This is a genomic window from Methylobacterium sp. C1 (assembly GCF_001854385.1).
Classification (GTDB): Bacteria; Pseudomonadota; Alphaproteobacteria; order Rhizobiales; family Beijerinckiaceae; genus Methylobacterium; species Methylobacterium radiotolerans.
The window spans coordinates 4,000,001-4,014,468 of record NZ_CP017640.1; the positions used below are offsets into that span (position 1 = coordinate 4,000,001).

17 protein-coding genes are annotated in these 14,468 nt (G+C 72.1%); 7 read left to right on the forward strand and 10 right to left on the reverse strand.

From position 1 onward, the window contains the following. The first annotated feature begins 8 nt into the window (after positions 1-8). Both nth and purC read left to right on the forward strand, forming a co-directional pair. Entirely contained in the window at positions 9-689 is a 681-nt protein-coding gene (gene nth / locus BKE41_RS18525) for an endonuclease III (protein WP_071000718.1), read from the forward strand. 230 nt (positions 690-919) lie between these two features. Continuing rightward, on the forward strand, positions 920-1,714 hold the full coding sequence (gene purC / locus BKE41_RS18530; RefSeq protein WP_010684691.1) for a phosphoribosylaminoimidazolesuccinocarboxamide synthase: 795 nt from the start codon (positions 920-922) through the stop codon (positions 1,712-1,714). Between the two features lie 6 nt (positions 1,715-1,720). Here purC and BKE41_RS18535 read toward each other — a convergent pair whose 3' ends face one another. The 4 genes from BKE41_RS18535 to BKE41_RS18550 form a co-directional block, all read right to left on the reverse strand. Further along, positions 1,721-3,340: a glycosyltransferase gene (locus BKE41_RS18535; protein ID WP_070999957.1), complete on the reverse strand. Its 1,620-nt coding sequence runs from the start codon at positions 3,338-3,340 to the stop codon at positions 1,721-1,723. After that, complete coding sequence (locus BKE41_RS18540) at positions 3,337-5,244, reverse strand: glycosyltransferase family 2 protein (RefSeq protein WP_199825800.1); 1,908 nt, start codon at positions 5,242-5,244, stop codon at positions 3,337-3,339. The genes BKE41_RS18535 and BKE41_RS18540 overlap by 4 nt, the downstream gene beginning before the upstream one ends. A gap of 127 nt (positions 5,245-5,371) precedes the next feature. Beyond that, positions 5,372-6,004, reverse strand: coding sequence for a hypothetical protein (locus BKE41_RS18545; protein ID WP_024829284.1), 633 nt, complete (start codon positions 6,002-6,004; stop codon positions 5,372-5,374). Between the two features lie 65 nt (positions 6,005-6,069). Further along, a complete protein-coding gene (locus tag BKE41_RS18550) occupies positions 6,070-6,558 on the reverse strand; it encodes an invasion associated locus B family protein (protein ID WP_210383334.1) in 489 nt (162 codons plus the stop codon). Between the two features lie 231 nt (positions 6,559-6,789). On the opposite strand from BKE41_RS18550, the gene BKE41_RS18555 reads away from it, so the two are divergent. Beyond that, the gene (locus BKE41_RS18555) at positions 6,790-7,164 is read left to right on the forward strand and encodes a hypothetical protein (protein WP_012320431.1); all 375 of its coding nucleotides are present in this window, start codon (positions 6,790-6,792) and stop codon (positions 7,162-7,164) included. Between the two features lie 22 nt (positions 7,165-7,186). On the opposite strand, the gene BKE41_RS18560 is transcribed toward BKE41_RS18555, so the two are convergent. From BKE41_RS18560 to BKE41_RS18570, 3 genes are all read right to left on the reverse strand, one after another. Beyond that, on the reverse strand, positions 7,187-7,921 hold the full coding sequence (locus BKE41_RS18560) for a SprT family zinc-dependent metalloprotease (RefSeq protein WP_012320432.1): 735 nt from the start codon (positions 7,919-7,921) through the stop codon (positions 7,187-7,189). Positions 7,922-7,987: 66 nt separating this feature from the next. Then, a complete protein-coding gene (locus BKE41_RS18565; protein WP_043074175.1) occupies positions 7,988-8,539 on the reverse strand; it encodes a prepilin peptidase in 552 nt (183 codons plus the stop codon). A gap of 207 nt (positions 8,540-8,746) precedes the next feature. After that, entirely contained in the window at positions 8,747-8,911 is a 165-nt protein-coding gene (locus BKE41_RS18570) for a Flp family type IVb pilin (protein WP_012320434.1), read from the reverse strand. A 298-nt stretch (positions 8,912-9,209) separates the two neighbouring features. Here BKE41_RS18570 and BKE41_RS18575 point away from each other — a divergent pair, with 298 nt between their 5' ends. Together BKE41_RS18575 and BKE41_RS18580 are read left to right on the forward strand one after the other, a co-directional pair. Further along, a complete protein-coding gene (locus BKE41_RS18575; RefSeq protein WP_012320435.1) occupies positions 9,210-9,704 on the forward strand; it encodes a pilus assembly protein N-terminal domain-containing protein in 495 nt (164 codons plus the stop codon). A gap of 114 nt (positions 9,705-9,818) precedes the next feature. Further along, positions 9,819-10,466, forward strand: coding sequence for an RraA family protein (locus BKE41_RS18580; protein WP_012320436.1), 648 nt, complete (start codon positions 9,819-9,821; stop codon positions 10,464-10,466). Here the strand turns inward: BKE41_RS18580 and BKE41_RS18585 are convergent. After that, a complete protein-coding gene (locus tag BKE41_RS18585; RefSeq protein WP_070999959.1) occupies positions 10,442-11,356 on the reverse strand; it encodes a LysR family transcriptional regulator in 915 nt (304 codons plus the stop codon). The two genes, BKE41_RS18580 and BKE41_RS18585, sit on opposite strands and share 25 nt — an antisense overlap. Positions 11,357-11,474: 118 nt before the next feature. Between BKE41_RS18585 and BKE41_RS18590 the strand changes: the two genes are divergently transcribed. After that, complete coding sequence (locus tag BKE41_RS18590) at positions 11,475-12,638, forward strand: mandelate racemase/muconate lactonizing enzyme family protein (protein WP_059409599.1); 1,164 nt, start codon at positions 11,475-11,477, stop codon at positions 12,636-12,638. Between the two features lie 54 nt (positions 12,639-12,692). Then, positions 12,693-13,367: a metallophosphoesterase family protein gene (locus BKE41_RS18595; RefSeq protein WP_029360663.1), complete on the forward strand. Its 675-nt coding sequence runs from the start codon at positions 12,693-12,695 to the stop codon at positions 13,365-13,367. Between the two features lie 66 nt (positions 13,368-13,433). On the opposite strand, the gene BKE41_RS18600 is transcribed toward BKE41_RS18595, so the two are convergent. Both BKE41_RS18600 and yihA read right to left on the reverse strand, forming a co-directional pair. Then, positions 13,434-13,817, reverse strand: coding sequence for a DUF423 domain-containing protein (locus tag BKE41_RS18600; RefSeq protein WP_070999960.1), 384 nt, complete (start codon positions 13,815-13,817; stop codon positions 13,434-13,436). Next, positions 13,814-14,467, reverse strand: a complete 654-nt coding sequence (gene yihA, locus BKE41_RS18605) for a ribosome biogenesis GTP-binding protein YihA/YsxC (RefSeq protein ID WP_012320441.1) — start codon at positions 14,465-14,467, stop codon at positions 13,814-13,816. The genes BKE41_RS18600 and yihA overlap by 4 nt, the downstream gene beginning before the upstream one ends. Position 14,468: the final 1 nt, after the last annotated feature.

The following is a 14,468-nucleotide window of genomic DNA, read 5'->3' on the forward strand; positions in this document are numbered from 1 at the left end:
CGGGTCCGATCGGGCGCGCCGTCACCGCGCAGGTGGACACGGCTCCCGAGGCCGTCGACCCGGCGACGCTCGCCGAGATCTTCCGCCGCTTCCAGGCGGCGGAACCGGAGCCCAAGGGTGAGCTCCACTACGTGAATCCGTTCACGCTGCTCGTTGCCGTGGTGCTGTCGGCCCAGGCGACCGACCGCGGCGTCAATCTCGCCACCGGCCCGCTCTTCGCGGTCGCCGACACGCCCGAGAAGATGCTGGCCCTCGGCGAGGACAGGGTCCGCGATTTCGTGCGCACGATCGGGCTGTTCAACACCAAGGCGAAGAACGTCGTCGCCCTCTCGCGGATCCTCGTGGACGAGCACGGCGGCACGGTGCCGGCTAGCCTGGAAGCCCTCCAGGTTCTGCCCGGTGTCGGCGCCAAGACCGCGAGCGTGGTGCTCAACATCGCCTTCGGGGTTCCGCGGATCGCCGTGGACACCCATATCTTCCGGGTCTCGAACCGGATCCCGCTCTTCGTCGGCGCGACCACCGACAAGGTGCAGGCCGGTCTCGAGGCGATCGTGCCGGATTCCTACCGGCTCCACACCCATCACTGGCTGATTCTGCACGGCCGCTACACCTGCAAGGCGCGCAAGCCCGAATGCCCGCGCTGCCTCATCGCCGACCTCTGCCGCTACCCGTCCAAGACGACCGCGTGATGGCGGCGTGACGGCGGCGTGACGGGCTGCCGAGGTCGTTCCGGGCACGTCCCGGCCGGCCTCCGCAATCCCGCCCTGCGGGCTAACGCGTTGTGCTGGAAGCCCGCATCCGCTAGTTTGGCGGCCGGTCGCCGGGGCCCTCGGGCAGAGGCCGTCCGGCGGCCCGACCTCGCGTCCGGTCGCCGCGCCGCGGATTCCTCCCAATCGTCGCGCATCAGGAGCCTCGGCCCATGGACTTCCTCAAACCACGGTACACGCCTATGAATCGCCGCCGTCGCATCTACGAGGGCAAGGCGAAGGTCCTCTACGAGGGGCCGGAGCCCGGCACGCTCATCCAGCACTTCAAGGATGACGCGACGGCCTTCAACGCGAAGAAGCACGAGGTCATCGACGGCAAGGGTGTGCTGAACAACCGGATCTCGGAGTTCGTCTTCCAGCACCTCAACGACATCGGCGTGCCGACGCACTTCATCCGCCGGCTGAACATGCGCGAGCAGCTGATCCGCGAGGTCGAGATCATCCCCCTCGAGGTCGTTGTGCGCAACGTCGCGGCCGGCTCGCTGGCGACGCGGCTCGGTCTTGAGGAAGGCACCCAGCTGCCGCGCTCGATCATCGAGTTCTACTACAAGAACGACGCGCTGAACGACCCGATGGTCTCGGAGGAGCACATCACGGCTTTCGGCTGGGCGACGCCCCAGGAGATCGACGACATCATGGCGCTGGCGATCCGCGTCAACGACTTCCTGTCCGGCCTCTTCCTCGGCGTCGGCATCCGGCTCGTCGATTTCAAGATGGAGACCGGCCGCCTGTGGGAAGGCGACATGATGCGCATCGTGGTGGCGGACGAGATCTCCCCGGATTCCTGTCGGCTCTGGGACATCAAGTCCTCCGACAAGCTCGACAAGGACCGGTTCCGCAAGGATCTCGGCGGCCTGATCGAGGCCTATACCGAGGTCGCCAAGCGGCTCGGCATCATGTCGGAGAACGAGAAGGTCCAGGGCGGCGGCCCGCGCCTCGTGCAGTAGGCCCGGTCAGGCTGTCGGCCGGCGCAGGGGCGCCGGTCCGGCCTCGGGAAAACCTGCGCGCAGTCGCGCGTGGGTCGAGAGCGCCGGGTCGAAACCCGGATGGTAATGGGGGTCCTGCACCAGCAGCGACCCCCATCGCGTTCTCAGCGCGGCGATCTCGCGCGCGTGGCGGGCGCGGGCCTCGGGGGTCCAGCGGCGGCTCGCGGCCTCGCGGTGATGCAGGACCGCCCCGGGGACCAGGAGCGTGCGGTAGCCGGCCGCGTTCAGGCGCAGGCAGAGATCGACATCGTTGAAGTCGACCGCGAAGACCGCCTCGTCGAAGCCGCCGACCGCGCGGAACTTCTCCGCCTCGACGACCAGGCACGCGGCGGTCACCGCGGAGACCGTCTGCGTGACGCGCAGAGCGCCGAGATAGCCGGGGGCGTCCCCCGGAAAGTGCCGGTGGCCGTGAGTGACGAGGCCGCCGGTTCCGAGCACGATGCCGCCGTGCTGGATCCGGCCCTCGCCGTCGAGGAGCTTGGCACCGACGGCCCCCACATCCGGGCGGAGGGCCTCCCGGGCCATGCGCGAGAGCCAGTCGGGCCGGAAGGCCTCGACGTCGTTGTTGATGAAGACCAGCAGCCTGCCGCGGGCGCAGGATGCGGCGGCGTTGTTCATGGCGGCGAAGTTGAACGGCCCGGGCCAGGGCACGACGTGCCCCCTCCCCTCCCCCTCCAGGGCCCGCAGGTAGGCGAGCGTCTCGGGCTCGCGACTGTCGTTGTCGCAGACGATGATCTCGGTCGACGGCCAGTCCGTGCAGCTGCGCAGGCTCTCGAGACAGGGGCGCAGGAGATCCAGGCGGTCGCGGGTCGGAACGATCAGGCTGGCCAGGGGCCGCGTTTCGGGCAGGGGATGCTCGACTGCGACGAGGCCGTCCGTTCCCACGGCCACGCGCAGGCCGGCGCCGCCCGCCCGGTCGAGGTGGGCGCGTACGGTGGCGTGATGGGGCGCGTGTCGCGCTTCACGATCCGTCGCGGCGATCGCCTCGCCGCGCCGGACGGACAGGATCTCCGGCAGGTGGCCGATCGCGCCGGGGCCGAAGCGCTCCGCGATCCGAAAGGCGGCCTCGGCGGGACTCCCGGGATCGACGCCGGGGTCGAGGGCGCTGCATCGGCAGGCCAGGACGGGCCCGAGATAATCGAAGGCCGCGAGCCGGTCAGGGTCGAAAACCGGCGGCAGCAGCGGCAGCACCGCGCCGCCGGGTCGCTCCTGCACCAAGGCGTCGCCGTACAGGGCCTGAAGGTCGGGCTCGCTCGCGAACAGGGCCGCGATCCGTCCGGGCGCACCGGCGACGAGGACCCCGTCGCCGATCAGGCGGATCGCGCCGCCCGGACCGGCCGGTGCCGGCGGGAAGCGGTCGAGGATCCCCGGCGGCAGGGTGAGCCGATGGTCGATCCCGATCAGGGCCGCGAGCGCCTGCCGGGCGCGCAGCCGCTTCCCCGTCAGGCGCGCGCCCACGATCGCGGCCGCCGTTCGCGGATGCGCGAGCGCGTGGCGCGCCGCGCCCACCAGCGCGCGCCAGGAGCGGCGCGACGCTCCGAGATACGGCGCCGCTCGGCGGCCCGACGCGCCGTCCGGCGGCGTCATTCCAGATCCTCGCCGAAGGTCGTGACCGACAGGGCGGGGTGGTAGAACGGATCGTGCCGGATCACGGCGCGCCAGCGCTCGGAGAAGCGGGCGGCCTCCTGCTCGAAGCGGGCGCGCTTGGCCCCGACGGACGGACCGCGGCTGACGGATTCGAGATGGGCCAGCGTCGCGGCCGGCGTCCAGACCGTCTTCCAGCCGGCGGCGCCGAGGCGCAGGCAGAAATCCACGTCGTTGAAATCCACCGGGAAGGCCTCGGCGTCGAATCCGCCCACCGCCAGATACTTCTCCCGCGCGACGGCGAGGCAGGCGGCGGTCACCGCCGAGACCTCGTGCGCGACGCGCAGCTGGCCGAGCTGACCCGGCGTGTCGCCGGGCCGGCGACGCAGGATGTGCCCGGCTCGGCCACCGAGACCGACGACGACGCCGGCGTGCTGCAGGGTACCGTCCCCGTAGAGCAGCTTCGCCCCGACGGCGCCGACCTCCGGCCGGCAGGCCTGCCGGACCATGGCCTCGAGCCAGCCGGGCTCCAGCACGGCGACGTCGTTGTTCAGCAGCACGACGATCGTCCCCGACGCCGCGGCGACGCCGGCGTTGACCATCGCGGCGAAGTTGAAGGGCTGCGGATCCATGAGGATCTGGACGCGCGGATCGCCGCGCAGGGTCGCGTAATGGTCGAGGACCGCCGGATCGGTCGAGCCGTTGTCGACGATGATCAGCTCGAGCGGCGCGTAGGCGGTCTCGGCGAGCACCCCGCGGCAGACGCGGGTGATCAGGTCGAGGCGGTCGCGCGAGGGGATCACGATGCTGACCAGCGGCACCGGATCCGGCAGGGGCCATTCCAGGCGAACGGCACCGTCTTGGATCCCGGCGCGGACCTGAGGCCGTCCGGCCCGGAGCGCGTGGAAAGCCGCCGCCCGAGCGGACGGGCTCAGGCCATCGCCGGCAGAGCGGGCGAGGATCCGTGGGACGTGCGCCACCCGCGCGGCGCTGGTCATCGCGGCGGCCATGATGGCCGGCGCGATCTCGGCCATCCGGCCGGCGGGGCGCGCCAGGGCCGCGGCGAGCCAGGATCTCGACAGCAGGAGGGGAAACCCCGGATACCCCGTCGCCAGGGCGAGGTCTGGGCTCCAGTCCGGCTTCAGCCGCGGCCGGCCGTCGGGATCGATCGCGTCGCCGTAGGCGATGTCCGCGCCCGACAGGGCGCGGGCGAGCAGCGCCAGGGCCTCCGGCTCCGGGACGTCGCCGGCGCGCAGCAGGCACAGGGCGTCCGCCTCGCCGGAAAGCTCGTCGAAGCGGGCAGCCTCGTCCCAGGCCTGGTGCGACATCGGCCCGCTGGCCTTTGCGGGCGGCGCCCCCGCCCAGGCGACCCGGATCGACTCGGGGCGGTGCGTCTGCGCGTTCAGCGCGTCCCGCGTGGCCGACAGCGCCGCCGCGTCCCCGGGCTGCGCGAGCAGGACGCACCGGATCCGCAGGGCGGCGGGCGCGATGCGGGCGGGCCGGGTCCGGGCGGCGGCCCAGGACGGGAACCGGTCCATCGGCGTCACCGCGCAGGCGCCGCGCAGGATGTCGCGGTAGCGCCGCTCCGACCCGCGGGCGCGCTCGTACAGGGCGGAGACGCAGCGCCAGGGCCGGCGCAGGAGGCACTGCGCGAGCACCTCGACCTCGCGTCGGGCGCCGACCCGCTCCAGGGCGAAATCGGCGCCGGCCGAGAGGCGGATCTCCCGCGCATCCGGGGGGATCAGTCCGAGCCAGTGTGCGAGCCCCTGGGAGGCTCCCGGCAGGACGAAGTCCTGAACGGTCTCGTCAGACCCACGCAGGACGCGCAGGATCGGGCGCCGGGGCGCCGCCGTCGGATCACCGGCATAGCTCAGCACGATCCAGCCGGCGGGATGATCCGGGAGCACGAGGCGACGATCGAACGCGGGATCGTCCGTGGCCTCCAGCCAAAACCGGACAGGCCGGCCGAGCCAGATCCTGTCGCGACCGGTCTTCGCGATCAGCGGGATCGGATCGCCGAGGCGCGCCGCGGCGTCACTGGGCAGCGTCGCCTCCGCCGGCGGGCGCAGCGGCGACAGCCGGTTTGCGCCGGCGCGGTTTCGCGGCGGGCTTGCCCGCCCCCTTGCCGGTGCCGACGCCCACCGCGATGTCGTAATCGGCCGTCATGGCGGCCGGAACCTGCAGTTCGTCGGCGACGATCGTGGCGAAGCCCTGCGCCTCGCCGGCCCCGACGACGACGCTGGCTCGCTCAGTGCGGCTCGAGACGGTCTTGCCGTCGTGGCGGATCTGGAACGTGACCGGCACATCGAACCGGCCCGGCGCGCCCGCCGGCCCGAGCAAGACGTTGATCTCGACGCCCACCTTGACGGTGATCGAGCCGTCCTGACGCCGCGTGCATTCGCGGGCGAGGCGGCCGAGGGAGAACTGGGTGCGCACCGCGTCGCCCGCGAGCGTGCGCGAGGCCGCCCCACCTTCCGCGACCTCGACCGTCGGGCAATAGGCCGGGTCGAGGGCTTCGGGCTGCGACGGCGGGACCGTCGTGCCGCCGTACTTGAACAGGTTGGAGAAGATGTTGCCCTCCTCGGCCCGGCCCGGGGCCGTGGCGGCGAGCGACGCGGCGAGCACCGAGGCGCCGAGCCGGAGAGCGACGGTCCGGCGCCGGGCCATGTCCGGGGACCGCGTGACGCTCCTGTTCCGATGTCCGATCATCGCACGGCTCCCGAACGGCACCGTCATTTCAGGCTGTCGAACCCGGCCGCGAAGCCCTTCATCGACAGCGGGATGCCGACGCCCTCCTCGGGCGTCTGGAACACGATGAAGGTGGCCTGCGTGCCGTTCTTGAACTGGCGGATCAGCCCGTCATCCATGACGACCTCGGCCACGCAGCCGGTGGTGAGGCAGCGGACGAAGCCGGCGCGGCCGATATCCGTCTGATCGATCTTCAGGCCGAGCCCGGAAGGCAGGAGAACGCCCAGCGGCGCCACCACACGCAGCAGGTAACCGCGATTGTCGGCGGTCTTGAGGACGATCACCACGAGGGTCAGGTTCGGGCGATCCTCGGCGGCGAGATACTGGACGAGGGCGCACTGCTCGGCCTTCGCGCCGGCCGGAGTCTCGCAGCGCAGCTGCCAATCGTCGAAGGTCTTGCGCACCATGCCCTGAGCCGCGGCCGGCCCGGCGGGCGCGAGTGCCGCCGCGACGAGGGCGAGGAGAACCGGCAGCGCGGCGCGCCGGAAACGAACGAGCCTCGCGTGAAGCGGCACCACCGATCCCTTCGGAACGCTCCGGCCGAGGACCGGCGGGAGCCGTACAATCGGGCGTGTTCCGACCATGGTCCGCCCCGCGCTGTCAAGCGATGCGGGCGCGGTGTTGCGCGTCGGCGCTACCCGTGACGGTTTCAGCGGCCTAGATTGTGTTCGAACACTCCTCCAGCGCCGGATCTTGACGCCGTGATGCGCCCGCTCACTCTCTCGGCCGCCTGCCTGGTGGCCACCCTCGCGCAGGCGGGAGCCCAGTCCCTGCCGGTCGGAGAGACCACCTACATCGAACGCTCGCTGAACCACTCCGACACGCTGGTGATCGAGCATCCGCCCGTGGCGGCGAACCCGTACGGCCGCCGCAACGGGCAGGCGGCGATCGCCGGCTACTGCCGCGACGGCGGCCTGATCCGGCGCCGGGACGAGTTCGGCAACCCGGTGATCATCCGCCAGCGGGAGATCTGCGACAGCGTCGCCCCACGCACCCTCAGCCCGGGCCAGGTCGACCCCCGCCCGAGCTGGCCGGCGGATGCGGTGGCGCGCCAGCGGGTCCTTCGCGCCAAGGGCTGATGCAGGGCCTAACGACGACGGCTCAGCCGTAGCGATGCAGGCCGGTGCCGTGGCGCTTGAGCCACGCCTCGGCGGCATCGGTGTGCGGGCAGAGCGCGTGCACCAGGGCCCAGAAGCGCGGCGAGTGGTTCATCTCGCGCAGATGCGCCATCTCGTGGGCGACCAGATAGTCGAGCACCGTCGGCGGCGCGAGGATCAGGCGCCATGAGAAGTTGAGCTCGCCGCGGGCCGTGCAGGAACCCCAGCGGCTGCGGGTGTCGCGCAGCGTGACGCGCACCGGCCGCTGCCCGAGCTGCGCCGCGTAGCGCTCGATCGCTTCGGTCAGGTCGCGCTTGGCCTCGCGGGCCAGGAAATCTCGGACCCGGCGCGCCACGTGGGCGGCGTCGCACGAGACCGAGAGCACGCGCTCTCCCTCCACGCACTCGATGCGAACGGGGCCGCTCCGGGTGCCGCGCTGGCTGATCCGGTGAAGCTCACCGCGGACCGGCAGGCTGGCGCCGACCTCGAACAGCACGCGGACCGGCACGCGGGCGAGACGCGCCGCGATCCAGCCCGCGTGGCTCGCCGCGAAGCGCTGCGCCGTGTTGATGGCGGTCCGGCTCGGCAGGGTGATCACCGCCTCGCCGGTGGCGGCCGAGACGCGGAGCGTGATGCGGCGCGCGGTCGGTCGCCGACGGAGGGCGATGCGAAGGCTGGCGCCCTCGTGCTGGACCTCAAGATGATCGGGATCGGGGCGACGCAGCAGCGCGAGGGGCATGCGCGACTTTTAGCTAAGCCGAGCTCGGGGCTCCAGATCCTGCGCGTCTGAATCCCCGCGGCGGACTCAGCCGGCGAGGGCCCGGGTCCAGACCTCGGTCTCGGGGAGGACGAGGAGCGCCGCCGCGGCCAGGGCGATCCCGTACGGGATCCCGGTCTTGGCGTCGTGCAGGTGCAGGGCGAACGGCATGCGCGCGATCCGGACGGGCAATGGGTGCGTCCGCGCCAACAGGATCGCCAGCGTCAGGGCGCCGCCGAACACCGAGGCCACCAGCAGGTAGTCGCCGAGGCCGTCGAAGCCGAGCCACAGGGCCGTGGCGGCCGCGAGCTTCGCGTCGCCGCCTCCGATGATGCCGAAGGCGAACAGCGTGAACGTGACGAGGAGGACGACCGCTCCGGCCGCGCAGTGGAAGCCGATCTCGGTCCAGCTCATCGCGCTCGTCAGGGCCAGCAACGCGAACCCCGCCAGGAGGGCCAGGGAGATCCGGTTCGGGATCAGCATGGTGAGCAGGTCGCTGGCGGCCGCGTAGGCCATCAGGAAGGGGAACAGGATCAGGAGGCCGAAACCGGCCGGGCCCAGACCGGTCAGTCCCAGGCTTGCCGTCGCTGAACCGACCATCTCGGCGCCCATCTCGTCGAAGCCTGTCGCGTCACGGGATTCGACCCGACCCAGCGGTCTCGCTGCCGGTCCGGATCTCGGATGTGCCGGGCGGCCACCGCCGCCGCGAAGAACGACGATCCCGGCAGGCCGGGATCCCCCGCCTCTCTCCGGGTCTCGGGGAGAGGCGGGCTGTCTCGAACCTGCCGCAGATCGGACGGGTCTCGATCAGTTCAGGTTGCCGGAGATCTGGCTGAACTTGCTGGTCAGGCTGGTGCCGACGGTCTTCAGCGCGGTGATGATGGCCACGGCGATGAGGGCCGCGATCATGCCGTACTCGATCGCGGTGGCGCCGGACTCGTCCGAAGCGAAACGCGTGAACAGGGTCTTCATAGAGGGTGATCCTTCGACCAACACAGAGCGAGATAAAACTTGCGCGATGCCCGATGAAGAATTTTCAGGTCTCGATCGGCGGCCTGCACAGACTGCCGATTACGCCTTGAAAATCGGTTAAATCGATCCCGCACCGACGTAAAACGCCGTCTCGCTGCGAGTTTGGTGAAGGTTGGGTTTCCCCGATACGGCACAGTGCCGCGACTTGGTCTTGCTTAGCGCTTCCTTCACGGGTTCCGCGCTAGCCTGAGGCATCGGGCCGGATCGCGTGGACCGCCCGCCGTCTTGAGGAACCCCGATGCGTCGCACCCTGTCGATCGCGGGCCGAGCCGGCCTCGTCGTCCTGCTGACGGGCGCCGCGGCCGCGGCCGGGCAGCCCGATCTCCTGCCCGTCGTGACCGTTCTCGTGGACAACGCCAAGGTGCTCCGCCTGCCGGAGAAGACGTCGACCGTCATCGTCGGGAACCCGATCATCGCCGAGGTGACGCCGCAGAAGAACGGCGTGCTCGTGCTCACCGGCAAGAGCTTCGGCTCCACCAACCTGATCGCCCTCGACAACGGCGGCGCCATGATCGCCGAGACGACCATCCGGGTCGAGGCGTCGCGGGACTCGACCATCACGGTGCAGCGCGGCCTCGATCGGGAATCCCTGTCGTGCACGCCGGGCTGCCAGCCGTCGGTGCAGCTCGGCGACTCGGCCAGCTATTTCGGTGCGACGAGCGGTCAGGCCGACGCCCGTCGCAAGCTCGCGACCGGCGGCGGCGGCGGCGCGGTTCCGGCGGCCGATCACTGATCGCGGCGGGGTTCCGCCGCGACACCGGCCGCGGCCTGGGGCAGGATCCCCCAGGCCCCCGCCGATACGCCGCGATGCCGCGGGAGCGATGACGCCAGGGAGACGCAGAGGCCGATGTCCGCCATCACCCGCCATCCGCCGCCGCCCGCCGTCGACCCGGCTGTGCTGGCGGCTTTCCGAGACGTCTCGACGGCCACGATCAGCGACTGCCTGGCGCGGATGCCGGTCCTGGCCGGCCTGCGCCCGTTCCACCGCGGCGGACCACTCGTCGGCACGGCCTTCACGGTTCGCGTCCGGAGCGGCGACAACCTCGCCATCCATCAGGCTCTGGAAGAGGTCCGTCCCGGCGACGTGATCGTGGTCGACGGCGGCGGCGACACGAGCCGCGCGCTGGTGGGCGACATCATGAAGGCGATCGCCGAGAGCCGGGGCGTGGCCGGTTTCGTGATCGACGGCGCCGTGCGCGACACGGCGGCCTTCGCGGGCTCGGACTTTCCCTGCTACGCCCGTGACGCGACGCCGCGGGGCCCGTTCAAGACCGGCCCCGGCGCGATCAACGGGCCGGTCTGCGTCGGCGGCTGGACGGTGAATCCCGGGGACGTGGTGGTCGGCGACGCCGACGGCGTCGTCTCCTTCCCGCCCGGCGACGCGGCGGCCCTGCTCGACGCCGTGCGGGCGCAGGCGGCCCGCGAGGCGGAGGTTCTGGAGCAGATCCGGGCCGGCCGCTACGACGGCCGCTACGCCCGGGTGGCGACGGGCTGATCGGGCCGGTCAGGTCCGGGCGCGTGCAGGCGCTGCCACAGGGCCTCGGCCGCGCCGCCGCGGCTCCCCCGCGCCCGGAACAGCCGGATCTCCACCGGAACGTCCAGCTCCTGGGAACCTGCCCGAACGAGCAGGCCGCGCGCGATCGCCGCCTCCGCGAGCGTCGCCGGGAGCCACGCGACACCGTCGCCTCCCTGCGCCATGGTCATCAGCGTCGCCGCCAGGTGCGACGTGAAGGCCGGCTCGTGGCCGGCCGCCACCCCGCTCGCCGCGAGGATCCGCCCGAGCCCGGAGGCCTCGCCGTAGGCGAGGTAGCGGACCGGCCTGCTTAGCGGCCAGAGCGGCGCCCCGCCGGATATCGGAGCGCAGAGCGGCACCAGGCTGTCCGCGCCGACGCGGACGGACTCGCAGCGGCCATCGTCCAGGCGCGTGGGCAGGTCCGCGCGATGGTGGCACAGGAGCAGCTGCACCTCGCCGGCCAGCAGGATGGCCTCGCAGGCCGCCATGCTGTCCGAGATCAGGTTGAGGGCGCCGAGCATCTCGAAGGGCGCGTGCTGCCGGATCCAGCTTGGGAAGAACGTGAACGACAGCGCGTGCGTCGCCGCGATCGCGAGGCTCGCGTCCGCGCGCGCACCGGCGGCCCGGGCCTCGCCGCGCGCCCGATCCAGGCCCCGCAGCAGCTCCTCGGCGCCCGGCCGGAAGCGCGCTCCCGCGGCGGTCAGGCCTGCCCCTCGCGCGCTCCGCAGGAACAGCGGCGTCCCAACCCACTCCTCCAGCGCGCGGATCCGTCGGCTGAAGGCCGGCTGCGTCACGTTCCGGGCCTCGGCGGCCCGCGAGAAGGTCCGGTGCTCGGCGAGCGCGAGGAAATCCCTCACCCAGTCCAGATCCATGGCGCGCCTCTCCGACAGGACGGGCCGATGCCGTTCGCGCATCGCGCGCGCCGGAAACGGCATTGGCTGCCCGGGTGCGAGCGGCGCTACGGCACCGGGACACACCGGGAGGACAGCCATGCGCATCGTCGACGTCCGCGAGGTCACCAAGCCGATCGCCTCGCCGATCCGCAACGCCTACATCGACTTCTCGAAGATGACCACGAGCCTCGTCGCTGTGGTCACCGACGCGGTGCGCGACGGCCGGCGGGTCGTCGGCTACGGCTTCAACTCGAACGGCCGCTACGGCCAGGGCGGCCTGATCCGCGAGCGCTTCCGCGACCGGATCCTGGAGGCCGATCCGGCGAGCCTCCTGACGGAGGCGGGCGACAACCTCGATCCGCACCGGGTCTGGGCCGCGATGATGCGCAACGAGAAGCCGGGCGGCCACGGCGAGCGCTCGGTGGCGGTGGGCACCCTCGACATGGCGATCTGGGATGCGACGGCGAAGATCGCCGGGAAGCCGCTGTTCCGGATGCTCGCCGAGCGGAAGGGCGTCGCCGCCGACCCGCGGGTCTTCGTCTACGCGGCGGGCGGCTACTACTATCCCGGAAAGGACGATTCCGCCCTCCGCGCCGAGATGCGCGGCTATCTCGACCGCGGCTACACGGTCGTGAAGATGAAGATCGGTGGCGCGCCGATCGACGCGGATCGGCGCCGGATCGAGGCCGTGCTCGCCGAGATCGGCGGACGGGGACGTCTCGCGGTCGACGCCAACGGCCGCTTCGATCTCGAGACCGCCATCGCGTACGCACGGATGCTGCGGCAGTACCCGCTGTTCTGGTACGAGGAGGCGGGCGACCCGCTCGACTACGCGCTCCAGGCGGCGCTCGCGCCCTACTATCCCGGGCCGATAGCCACCGGCGAGAACCTGTTCTCGCACCAGGATGCGCGCAATCTCCTGCGCTACGGCAACATGCGGCCCGACCGCGACTGGCTGCAGTTCGACTGCGCCCTGTCGTACGGGCTGGTGGAGTACCTGCGCACCCTCGACGTGCTGGCCGAGTTCGGCTGGTCGGCCTCCCGCTGCATCCCGCATGGCGGGCACCAGATGTCGCTCAACATCGCGGCCGGCCTCGGCCTCGGCGGCAACGAGAGCTACCCGGATCTCTTCCAGCCCTACGGCGGCTTTCCCGACGGGGTGCGGGTCGAGGACGGCCACATCACCATGCCGGACCTGCCGGGCATCGGCTTCGAGGGCAAGTCGGACCTGATCGCGGAGATGCGCGCCCTCGCGGCGTAGCGCGCCCACCCGGGTGGCCTTGCGGAGCGCGACGCCGCGGTGGACGATGGCGCGATGGATTCGGGCCCCCTCACCTACGCGATCGGCGACGTCCACGGCTGCGCCGCCCTGCTCGACGCGCTGCTGGAGCGGATCGCCGGCCATGCCGGCGACCGTCCCCACCGGCTGGTCTTCCTCGGGGACTACATCGACCGCGGTCCGGACAGCGCCGCGGTGCTCCGCACCGTGAGCCGCCTGAACTGGGCCGAGCCCGAGCGCGTCGTCTGTCTGATGGGCAATCACGAGCGGATGCTGCTCGACGCGCTCCAGACGGGAAGCGCGGCCGCGCACTGGATGTACAACGGCGGCGAGGCGACGCTCGACGCGTTCGGCGCGCGGGACCCCGCCGGCCTTCCCCGGGACACCCTCGACTGGATCGAGGCGCTCCCGACGCTGCACGGTGACGGCGCCCACTGGTACGTGCATGCCGGCCTGCGGCCCGGCGCGGACGCCCGCGATTCGGACGCGCACGATCGCCTGTGGATCCGCGAGCCGTTTCTCGAGGGCGACCACGATTTCGGACGGCACGTGGTCCACGGCCACACGCCGCAACGGAGCGGGCGCCCGGAGGTGCGCCGGTTCCGCACCAACCTCGACACCGCGGCCGTCTACGGCGGCGCGCTCACCGCCGGGATCTTCTCGGACGCGCAGGGACCGGCCCTGGACTTCCTGCAGGTGCGGGCGGGCTGAGGCTCGGACGCACCGCCGCGGCGGCCGGCGCGACGCCTCCGGCTTCGTCGAGGCTCGGGACTGATCTCAGGCCGCGCGTCGCGCAGGCACCAGAGCGCAGAGGATCCCCACGAGCCACCCGGCCATCAGGGCGAAGCCGCCCGTCGGCGCAGCCATCGGGAAGAGCGCGTGCTGGAGCCAAGCGCGCACCGAGAGGTCGCCGCAGAACAGGATCAGGCCGGCGATCAGGAGTCCGGCCGCGACGCGCGCGAGACCGGCCCGGGCGAGGCCCGAGGCCCCGAAGCCGACGAGCGCCAGGATCGCGGGGGCGTGGAACAGCAGGAACTGCGCCGCCGTCTTCTGCGAATCCGCCCCGGGGATGTGCGCCGCGGCGGCGCTCAGCGCGACGCCGAGCAGCCCGGCGAGGCCGGCGAGCGCCGCGAGCGCGCGGTCGATCCCCGCGAGTCTCACGCGCCGCGCTCCACCAGGAGCTTGGCGATGGCCGCGCGCAGATCCGGCACGCCGGAATCGTCCCGGCTCGAGGTGAGGATCACCTGCGGGTAGGCGGCCGGACGCTTGGCGAGACCCGCCTCGATCCCGGCGATGCGGCTGGCGACCTCGCCCTTCTTGAGGGAATCGCCCTTGGTCAGAACGACCTGGTAGCTCACCGCGGCCTTGTCGAGGCCGTCGAGCACGTCGGTGTCGATCGACTTGAAGCCGTGCCGGGCGTCGATGAGCATGAACACCCGGGCGAGGTTGGTGCGGCCCTTGAGGTAGGAATGGATCAGACGGGTCCACGCCTCGACCTTGGCCTTCTCGACGGCGGCGTAGCCGTAGCCGGGCATGTCGACCAGCGACAGGCGCTCGCCGATCCGGAAGAAGTTGAGCTGCTGCGTCCGCCCCGGCGTGTGCGAGGTCCGCGCCAGGGTGTTCCGCCCGGTCAGCGCGTTGATCAGGCTCGACTTGCCGACGTTCGAGCGGCCCGCGAAGGCGATCTCGACGCCCTCCATCGGGGGCAGACGGTCGAGGGTCTGGGCGGCCGCGTAGAAGTCGGCGGCGCCGGCGAAGAGAAGGCGGCCGGCCTCGGCGAGGTCGGCCGCGTCGTCGTTGGTGTCGGTCACG

Bases quoted from the DNA above. Each gene is read 5' to 3' on its own strand.
- BKE41_RS18535 (WP_070999957.1), bottom strand. From the start codon at position 3,340: ATGACGCCGCCGGACGGCGCGTCGGGCCGCCGAGCGGCGCCGTATCTC.
- BKE41_RS18570 (WP_012320434.1), bottom strand. From the start codon at position 8,911: ATGAAGACCCTGTTCACGCGTTTCGCTTCGGACGAGTCCGGCGCCACC.
- BKE41_RS18595 (WP_029360663.1), top strand. From the start codon at position 12,693: ATGGATTCGGGCCCCCTCACCTACGCGATCGGCGACGTCCACGGCTGC.
- BKE41_RS18560 (WP_012320432.1), bottom strand. From the start codon at position 7,921: ATGCCCCTCGCGCTGCTGCGTCGCCCCGATCCCGATCATCTTGAGGTC.
- purC (WP_010684691.1), top strand. From the start codon at position 920: ATGGACTTCCTCAAACCACGGTACACGCCTATGAATCGCCGCCGTCGC.
- BKE41_RS18580 (WP_012320436.1), top strand. From the start codon at position 9,819: ATGTCCGCCATCACCCGCCATCCGCCGCCGCCCGCCGTCGACCCGGCT.
- BKE41_RS18565 (WP_043074175.1), bottom strand. From the start codon at position 8,539: ATGGTCGGTTCAGCGACGGCAAGCCTGGGACTGACCGGTCTGGGCCCG.
- BKE41_RS18545 (WP_024829284.1), bottom strand. From the start codon at position 6,004: ATGGCCCGGCGCCGGACCGTCGCTCTCCGGCTCGGCGCCTCGGTGCTC.
- BKE41_RS18590 (WP_059409599.1), top strand. From the start codon at position 11,475: ATGCGCATCGTCGACGTCCGCGAGGTCACCAAGCCGATCGCCTCGCCG.
- BKE41_RS18555 (WP_012320431.1), top strand. From the start codon at position 6,790: ATGCGCCCGCTCACTCTCTCGGCCGCCTGCCTGGTGGCCACCCTCGCG.
- BKE41_RS18575 (WP_012320435.1), top strand. From the start codon at position 9,210: ATGCGTCGCACCCTGTCGATCGCGGGCCGAGCCGGCCTCGTCGTCCTG.
- BKE41_RS18585 (WP_070999959.1), bottom strand. From the start codon at position 11,356: ATGGATCTGGACTGGGTGAGGGATTTCCTCGCGCTCGCCGAGCACCGG.